Annotated in this window: 9 protein-coding genes; all 9 read left to right on the forward strand. The window is 39.4% G+C overall.

Annotation, left to right across the window (positions count from 1 at the left end; genetic code table 11):
• Positions 1-888 (forward strand): methyl-accepting chemotaxis protein (locus PHF18_RS17840; protein ID WP_300105035.1); only part of this gene is annotated, 888 nt, incomplete at its 5' end.
• Between the two features lie 94 nt (positions 889-982).
• Positions 983-1462, forward strand: a complete 480-nt coding sequence (locus PHF18_RS17845; RefSeq protein ID WP_300105036.1) for a chemotaxis protein CheW — start codon at positions 983-985, stop codon at positions 1460-1462.
• Positions 1459-2259 (forward strand): CheF family chemotaxis protein, encoded by an 801-nt coding sequence (locus PHF18_RS17850; protein ID WP_300105037.1) that lies wholly within the window; start codon positions 1459-1461, stop codon positions 2257-2259. Before PHF18_RS17845 ends, PHF18_RS17850 begins: the two co-directional genes overlap by 4 nt.
• Positions 2260-2276: 17 nt before the next feature.
• The gene (locus PHF18_RS17855) at positions 2277-2639 is read left to right on the forward strand and encodes a response regulator (RefSeq protein WP_300105039.1); all 363 of its coding nucleotides are present in this window, start codon (positions 2277-2279) and stop codon (positions 2637-2639) included.
• Positions 2640-2652: 13 nt separating this feature from the next.
• On the forward strand, positions 2653-3711 hold the full coding sequence (locus tag PHF18_RS17860; protein WP_300105040.1) for a chemotaxis response regulator protein-glutamate methylesterase: 1059 nt from the start codon (positions 2653-2655) through the stop codon (positions 3709-3711).
• Entirely contained in the window at positions 3701-6469 is a 2769-nt protein-coding gene (locus PHF18_RS17865) for a chemotaxis protein CheA (protein WP_300105042.1), read from the forward strand. Before PHF18_RS17860 ends, PHF18_RS17865 begins: the two co-directional genes overlap by 11 nt.
• Positions 6470-6488: 19 nt before the next feature.
• Positions 6489-7064, forward strand: coding sequence for a chemotaxis protein CheC (locus tag PHF18_RS17870; protein ID WP_300105044.1), 576 nt, complete (start codon positions 6489-6491; stop codon positions 7062-7064).
• The gene (locus tag PHF18_RS17875; protein ID WP_300105045.1) at positions 7061-7723 is read left to right on the forward strand and encodes a chemotaxis protein CheD; all 663 of its coding nucleotides are present in this window, start codon (positions 7061-7063) and stop codon (positions 7721-7723) included. Before PHF18_RS17870 ends, PHF18_RS17875 begins: the two co-directional genes overlap by 4 nt.
• Positions 7714-8526, forward strand: a complete 813-nt coding sequence (locus tag PHF18_RS17880; protein ID WP_300105047.1) for a protein-glutamate O-methyltransferase CheR — start codon at positions 7714-7716, stop codon at positions 8524-8526. Before PHF18_RS17875 ends, PHF18_RS17880 begins: the two co-directional genes overlap by 10 nt.
• The last annotated feature ends 251 nt before the right edge of the window (positions 8527-8777 follow it).

Genomic DNA, 8777 nt, shown 5'->3' on the forward strand with positions numbered 1-8777 from the left:
GCAACCGGTTCAGAGAACCTTTCGAGGCATGCGGGCACGGCAGCTTCGGATATAAAAGCTTCTGAAGAAATTTTCAAAAAGCTCAGCGAATCTTCCACTAAATCTTCCAGCTATGCTTCCCAGGCAGGTAAAACCAGTGAAGAAGCCCAGGATCTCAACAACATGGCTCTTGAAGGAGTGGAGCAGTTTGTTGCAGAAATCTCGAAACTTGGAACCATTGTTCACTCTCTGGATGACGCTGTCAATAATATCGGTGCCGTTACAGGGAAAATCAAATCGATTGCTGACCAGACCAATCTCCTTGCTTTGAATGCCGCCATTGAAGCTGCACGAGCCGGTGAATACGGCAGGGGATTTGCTGTTGTTGCCGATGAGGTCCGAAAACTTGCTGCCGATTCGAGGAAGAGCACTGATGAGATAAATGAGATTGTTACGAGCGTTCAGAAAGAGACTAAAAAAGTGACAGAAGCTATTAACACTGCAGATGTCCAGGCTAAAACCGGAAGCAAAAATATTAAACAGGCTTTAAATAAGAGCCACGAAATTGCCACTGCAGTTGCCACTATCAACTCCATGCTTTCCGAACTGGACCGGCTTTCCGAAGACGGCCTGGGTAAAATTGAAAATATTGAGAAAAGCATCAGTGAAACCGCATCTACTGCTGAAGAGAATGCCGCAAGCAGTGAAGAAACTTCTGCCGCTATTGAGGAACAGACAGCTGCCATGCAGCAGGTAAGTACCTCGGTACAGAATGTCAGCGGGCTCGCCCAGAAAACAGTCGATACTCTCTTAGAAAACTTCAATGTGTCGGGGGAACCGAAAAACAATCAACCTTCTTTTGGAAAACCACAGCATTTCAACAGGAATAAAAATTCAAAAATGTACTGAATGTCAAATCAAGAGCTGTTTGAATTTGGGGCTGATGGAACGCTGCAGTTCGTATTCTGCAATTCCTATAAGCCTCCCTTTCAGGGGATATAAAATGAGTTATCATAATCAAATTGTAAATGTGGATAATACGATTCAAGTGATTGTTTTCAGTCTTGGAGAAGAGCGATATGGAGTTGAAATTTCCCAGGTAAAGGAGATTATCCTGCCAACTCAAATTACCAGAATTCCAAATGTACCTGGCTTTGTAGAAGGAGTCCTGAACCTCAGAGGCCAGATCGCAGCCATTATCAATCTCAGAAAAAGACTGGGTAAAGAACCGAAGAAAAACGATGAAAATACCAGGATTATTGTTATTGAATACAATAATGCCACCATAGGAATGATGGTTGACAGTGTCAGCGAGGTCAAATACCTATCTTCCCAGAATATCGAAGAAATACCCAGGTTTTTAGCTTTGAGGGACGATTCAAGGTTTTTGAAAGGAGTGGGAAAACTTGAGGACGGGCTTCTCACATTAATGGACCTTAAAGAATTATTCAGCGAAGAAGAGCTGAAGGAGATGAAGGGATGACCGATAAAGTCCACCTTCGAGCTCCTATTAAAACTTATGATGACGGATGGGTGGATGTAGTACTTGTAGTGACCGACAACAGTCTTATTATAGGCAAGAGAAGCATCCCTCTTGGGGAAATAGAAGACCTGGAAGATGTTGATGTAGAGGGTGTTAAATGCATCCAGATTAAAAAAGAGGGTAAATTTGTACTTAACCTTCCTCAAAATATTCATCAACAGGTTTTCAAATACATTGCATTTAACCTCAAAGCAGATAAGTTTGCAGTGTTTTTTTTGTCATCTGATACTGTTGGCGGTGTTGTTTCATCGAATGCACAGTGGGAAAAAGGGTATTTCAGCGTAACAGATGAAGGATTCTGGTTTTTGTCTTCCAAAAACCAGAAGAGAATTCCTATTGAAAATCTCGGATCTGTTAACACCGATCTTAGAACCGTGGGTGGGAAACAGAGAAAAGTTCTCATCCTTTCTCATGTTGAAAAAAGTAATGTAGTAACAAGCCTGGTTCTCTGCCCGGAAAGTACGCTGGAAATGCTTGAAAGCTATCTTCAGCGGCTCTTTGAAAAACATAAACCTTCAATTAAATTGTCTGAAGATGAAACGCAAATACTCACTTTAGTATATTCTGGATTAGATTTTGCATCAATTGAAAATATAATTGGAATATCAACGGACGAACTAAATAATTATTATGATCGGCTTGTCGGTTCTGGATTAGCTAAAGTTGTAAAAATTAGAAAAGAAATAGAATTGACCCCTCATGGGGTAAATATGGTTGATAAAATATCTAAAAGATAATTTTAAGGGGGATACATATGTCAAAAGTATTGATTGTTGATGACACAGCTTTTATGAGGAAACTTCTTAAAAACATTCTTTTCGGTGCTGGATTTGATATAGCAGGGGAAGCCGAAAATGGAAAGCAAGCAGTAGAAATGTATCGAGAGCTCAAACCGGATGTCGTTACAATGGACGTTGTCATGCCTGAAATGACAGGAATTGACGCATTAAAGCACATAAAGTCCATTGATAAAGACGCTAAAGTTGTGATGTGTACTGCCATAGGGCAGGAGAATATAGTAAAGACAGCTATAAAACTGGGGGCAAGGGGCTACATAATAAAACCTTTCCAGGCTCCTAAAGTCATCGAAGAAATTAAGAAAGTAATTGGTGGATGAATTTGGGGGTAGCATGATACGTACTCTTATTGTTGACGATTCTGCCTTCATGCGGATGGCAATAAGAAGCATGCTTGCCAGCAGCCTGGACATAAAGATCGTCGGAGATGCGTGTAATGGAAAAGAAGCTGTAGAAAAGGCAAGAACATTACACCCTGACATAATTATAATGGACGTTAACATGCCAGTCATGGATGGGCTGACGGCTGTTAAAACCATTATGAATACTGATCCGGTTCCCATCATCATGTTTAGCACCCTGACTACCGAGGGCTCAAAAGAGGCATTAGAAGCTTTGCATCTTGGAGCAATAGATTTTGTTACAAAATCCGAGTCTCACCATGATGTGAATAAGGCCGAAAGAGAGCTTGTTGATAAAATAAAAAATATCCACAGTTCAAACCCTAACATATTAAGATTAATTAATATGAGGAAGTTCAAAGGGGAGGTGGTCAGGGGGAAATGGAAATGGAAATGTGCCGGAGACTTTGGTATTCTCATAGGTTCATCTACAGGCGGCCCTTCATCTCTTGAACAGGTGATCCCAAGGCTACCTGGAGATTTGCCTGCTCCGGTTTTTGTTGTCCAGCATATGCCTGAAGGTAGTTTTTGCAGACAACTGGCAGAAAGGCTGAATTTTCTGTCAGAGCTGGAAATAAAAGAAGCCAGAAATAATGAAAAAGTATCAGTAGGTGTTGTTTATATCGCGCCAGGCGGCTACCACATGACCGTTAGAAAGGCTCTGGATGTCACCAGAATCAAACTCATAAAAGGCAAGCCGGTTCATGCTGTAATGCCCGCAGTTGATGTAACAGCTGAAAGTATGTTAGATGTGTATGGAAAGAACATTGTTGCCTCTATTCTTACGGGTATGGGGTGTGATGGGGCTTCCGGGTTTAAAAAGATGCGAGATGCCGGCGGTTCCACAATTGCGTGCAGTGAAGATACCTGTGTTATTTTCGGGATGCCAAGAGCTGCAATAGAAGCTGGAGCTATTGATGTTGTGAAACCCATTTTTGAGATTCCTGAAGAAATTGTGAATAAACTGGAGGCGAAATGCAATGGAAAGTGATATGGCAGCTTATAAAAGCGATTTCCTTCAGGAAATATACGAGTGTCTCGATGTATTTAATCAATCTTTTGTGGACTTAGAAAATGGAGAAGCTGCCGCAATTGATGAAATCTTTAGAATAACCCATACAATAAAAGGAATGGCTGGATTTCTTGGATATGCATCACTTGAACATCTGTGCCATAGTATGGAAGAAGTCCTGTGCGGCATAAAAAATGGAGACATAGAAATAGATGGTGATCTGGTTGACATTCTGCTTTTAACAGTTGACCGGATCATGGACATTGTTAAACAAATAGAAAGCGCCGATAATGATAATGTAAAAATAGAAGATCTTCTGAACTCATTTGAAAATTACGAAAAAATGATGACTGGTAAACAAGGGCCTCTTTGTATACAACCAGTGGAAAATAAGGTATTATCTCCTAAAAAAATGTCCATCCAGCAATCAGATGACAATAACCCTTCAAACTCTGAATGCTATGACAAAAAGGAAAATGAAGTTACCTGCAATCCGGATGACTACAATCTTGTTCTGGATATAACCCTTGATAAAAACTGTGTTATGAAGGGTTTGAGAGCAACATTGATCATAGAATCTCTTAAAGATATAAGTAAATTAGCTAAAATAGATCCTGATGAAAATGAGATGGATAACAGCTTTGCCGGTCACTTTAAAGTGTTCCTTTCAGGGGAAAGCGATGAGGTTGAAGAGTTAATGGATAGAATTTCAGAAATTGAACAATTTAATATTTCTGAAATTAAACCGTTTAATATTGCCTGTAATGAAGAAATTAAATGTAATGTTTCTGTCTCAGACGATAAATGTAATATTTCTGTCTCAGATGATAAATGTAATATTTCTGTCTCAGATGATAAATGTAATATTTCTGTCTCAGATGATAAATGTAATATTTCTGTCACAGAAGAATCTCAACCAGATTCCCCCTCAACTCCAGTTATAGTGCCTGAAGCAACAGCTGTTTCAGCCACAAACAAATCAAATATGCTTCACTCTTGTATATCCAGTTTGGCAGCAAGATTACGTTGCATTTTAAACAGAATAAGTAAATCAATATACTGTTTTAAAATAACCGACTCCGCTGGAATACTTCCTGGGAAAAAATGCAAAGACTCCTCCACTGACGGTCCAAAGGCACAGGAAGTCCGGGTCTTTGAAAAAGATCCCAAAATAAATCCTGCAATTCCTGATCAAGAGTTGCAACTGGACGAAGCCCGGATTTTAGAGCAAAGTTCTGGAAAAACTTTTGATAAGATTATTTCTGATAAGATTATTCCTGATAAGATTATTCCTGATAAAATTATTCCTGATAAGATTATTCCTGATAAGATTATTCCTGATAAAATTATTCCTGATAAGATTATTCCTGATAAGATTATTCCTGATAAAATTATTCCTGATAAAATTATTCCTGATCAAGAGCTGCGATTAGATAAAGCCCAATCTCCGGCAGAAGACTCTGAAAATGTCCCTATTCAGGTATTACAGTCACAGGAGATCCAGGAAACCGGAGAATCGGGTCCAGACTCAAACAATCCTGAATCGGGAACATCCACAAAAGCGCCTCTGGAAACAAAAAGACAGGAAACTATCCGGGTCAGGACCTCCAATCTTGATAATATAATGAATCTTGTTGGTGAGCTTGTTATTAACAAAGGACGTCTGCTTCAGATATCTCAGGAATACAACTTACCTGAACTGGAGGAAGCAACCGGGACGCTGGATAAATCAATTTCAAGCCTGCAAGATGAAGTGATGAGAATCAGGATGGTAAAAATTGAGAGGGTATTCAGTAAGTTTCCGCGCATGGTAAGGGATCTAAGTAGAAAATTCAATAAAAATGTCGAGTTTGAAATCGAAGGGCAGGATACGGAATTAGACCGTACTATTTTAGATGAAATTAGTGATCCTCTGGTCCACCTTGTGAGAAATGCCGTTGACCACGGTATAGAATATCCTGAAGAGCGGGAAAAAGCCGGGAAACATGAAGTCGGACACATAAAACTCTCAGCTAGAAGAGAAAAAAATAACGTAATAATTGAGATCGAAGATAACGGCAAAGGTATAGATGTTGAAATATTAAAAAAGAAAGCTGTTGAGAAGGGAATATTCTCGTCATTTGAGGTAGAAAATCTCAGTGAAGAAGAAATCAGAATGATCATTTTTTCCCCGGGTTTTTCGACAAAGGATACTCCAACAGAGATATCCGGCCGGGGTGTGGGCATGGATGTAGTAAAAACTGCTGTTGAAAAACTGGGAGGAAAGGTCAGGGTATATTCAAAGAAGGGAGAGTTTTCCAGAATCAGAATTGATCTGCCTCCCACAGTCGCTATAATAAAATCTCTTTTAGTGGAGATCGGGTCCGAGACATACGCGATCCCGATTTCTAACGTTGTGAAAGCTTTGAGTGTTGATAGCAGTGATTATAAGCTCGTTAAAGAAACTCCTGTGCTTTATATAAGGGATAAGCTAATACCAACGGTTGATTTGAAAAAAATGTTCAATGTGTCATGTGAAAAATTGGATAAAGAAATCGCCATAATTGTTGAAAAAGAAAATGAGGAAATTGGCCTTATGGTTGATTCAATTATAGACCAGCAGGAAATTGTTATTAAACCACTGGGAAACATTTTCTCAAATTCAAAAGGATTTATTGGTGCCACAATACTGGGAGATGGGCGTGTAATACCGATTATAGATGTTTCAATGCTTATAAAAGGTGATATTGATGACTGATCTAACAAATCTTAGTGAAGTGGAACTGGATATTCTAAAGGAACTTGGGAATATTGGGGCCGGGCATGCTGCGACCTCTCTCTCCAAACTACTTAATAAAGACGTCTTCTTCTCAGTTCCGAAGGTCAAGATCGGAGAAATTAAAAATCTCTCCAGTGAATTCATTGACGAGGTTGTTGCAGGGGTAATTATCGCACTTCAGGACCTCGAAGAACACAGGTCAGGATATCTATACATTATGTTCCCTGAAAAGTCGGCAAGAAAAATTGCAGGCGAGTTATTTGGTATGGAAGAGCTGGATGAGGAAATGTATGCGTCCACAATTATGGAGGTAGGGAATATACTCTCCTCTTCTTTTTGTGATGCATTAGCTGATTTTATGGACATCATATTACTCCCGTCTCCCCCAAATTTCGCAGTGGATGTACCTACGGCAGTCATTGATTCAGTAGTTTCGCAAATGGCTGAGAAGAATGACCATATAATTTTATTTGAGACCTCTCTCAGCTCTGATCCAGATATAGAGATTTATTTAGCCATGCTTCCGGAACCCGATATGCTTGATAATATGATGAAAATTCTGGGACAATTATGAGCAGCGACATTTTATTCGTCTCGAATGAAAGTGGGAAAGCGATTTTTTTAACCAGTAGGGATGTACTGCTAAAATCTTTTTGTTCACTTTCAAATACCTGCTCATCTCAGGATTCTTGCCGATCGTGTGACCTGATTAATGCTGCAAAAAGTTATCTGGTGGGCACTAGATCAAATTTGAACATTAAAAGCCTGGATGGGGAACTGTCTGCCGGGATAGGGGAATATAAGATTGGGAAAAATGTCCTCTTAAAAGTAATGGGCCTGGGGTCCTGTATTGGCGTTATTCTTTCTGACGTTTCAACAGGTATATGCGGAATAGCACATGTGCTGCTTCCCGGGGCTTCAGATAACGGCGAAACCAAGTATGCCGAAACAGCCATTGAAAAAATGTTTGAAGATATGGTGAAAATGGGGGCAAGAAAAAACAGGATTACTGCAAAGTTTGCAGGAGGGGCCCAGGTTTTTAAGCATATGAGCCTGGATATCCTCAAAGTTGGTAATAGAAACGCAATCTCCGTTGAAGAAACTCTGATTAAAAAAAATATCCCGATTTTGGCAAAAGATGTGGGAGGGGAAGTCGGTAGAAGTGTTATTTTTAATCCTGTGGATGGAAGCATGATCGTTAAACCTACTAAAGGGGAAGTACTGTGGTTGTAAATATTGATGACGACTTTAATTTTCTTGTACGAAAAATTTCAAAATCATCGGGTATTATTCTGGCCGGGTACAGGGACAGTTATCTTAGAAGAAGAATTGACCTGAGAATGAAGGCCGTTGGCGCAGATAACTATACAACGTATACGGGGCTCCTGGAAAAAAATCAAACCGAGATGAAGGAGATTATAAACGCACTTACGGTAAACGTTACCGAGTTTATGCGGGACAAAACGCCATTTATGTTTTTCCGGGAAGAAATCTTGCCCGATATAATGGAAAGGAAAAAAAAATCTAAAAGCAACCTCGTCAGGTTTTGGAGTGCAGCCTGTTCTAATGGAGAGGAACCGTATTCAATTGGCATTTGCTCAAAAGATGTTTTGCCGGAAGACTGGAGCATCTCTATCTATGCAACGGATATTGATGAAAAATGCCTGAAGCATGCTTCACAGGGAATATACAGTAAAGATCAAATAAAAAATCTGGATTCTTCCCTTATACGAAAGTATTTTGAGCCTGCAGGGGAAGGCTTCAAAATAAAAAGCATCCAGAAACTATTGATCAGATTTCAGAAACATGACCTGACCAGTGAGCCTCCAATTTCAAAACATTTTGATGCCGTATTTTGCAGAAATGTCATGATCTATTTTAATGAAAATCAAAAAATAAAAATGTTGAATGATTTTTATAATTCTCTTTCAGATGACGGCTATCTGATTATTGGCAAGTCTGAAACTTTACCAGGTGAAATAAGAGGACTGTTTACTCCTGTCAGTGCGAAAGAGAAAGTTTTCAAAAAAGTATAAGTGGTTGCTTATATTTTTACGGCTGTAGAAATCTCGATTTAGCCAGATTACTTCTACATTTATTTTTCTCTAATGGAAAAGGAAATTGTTTGGCATAATTTTCTTTACCTAATGTCATTTTCTTTTTATTTGGCATGAAAGTACCTCTGATTTCGCACTCCGGACCCTCATTCTGAATTTATGATTATGTTGGAAGCAAATATAGCATTTTTGTCCTGTTAAATTGAAGTCAGGGTCCGGAATGTGGACGT

This window comes from Methanosarcina sp. (genome assembly GCF_028693135.1).
In the GTDB taxonomy this organism is placed as follows: domain Archaea; phylum Halobacteriota; class Methanosarcinia; order Methanosarcinales; family Methanosarcinaceae; genus Methanosarcina.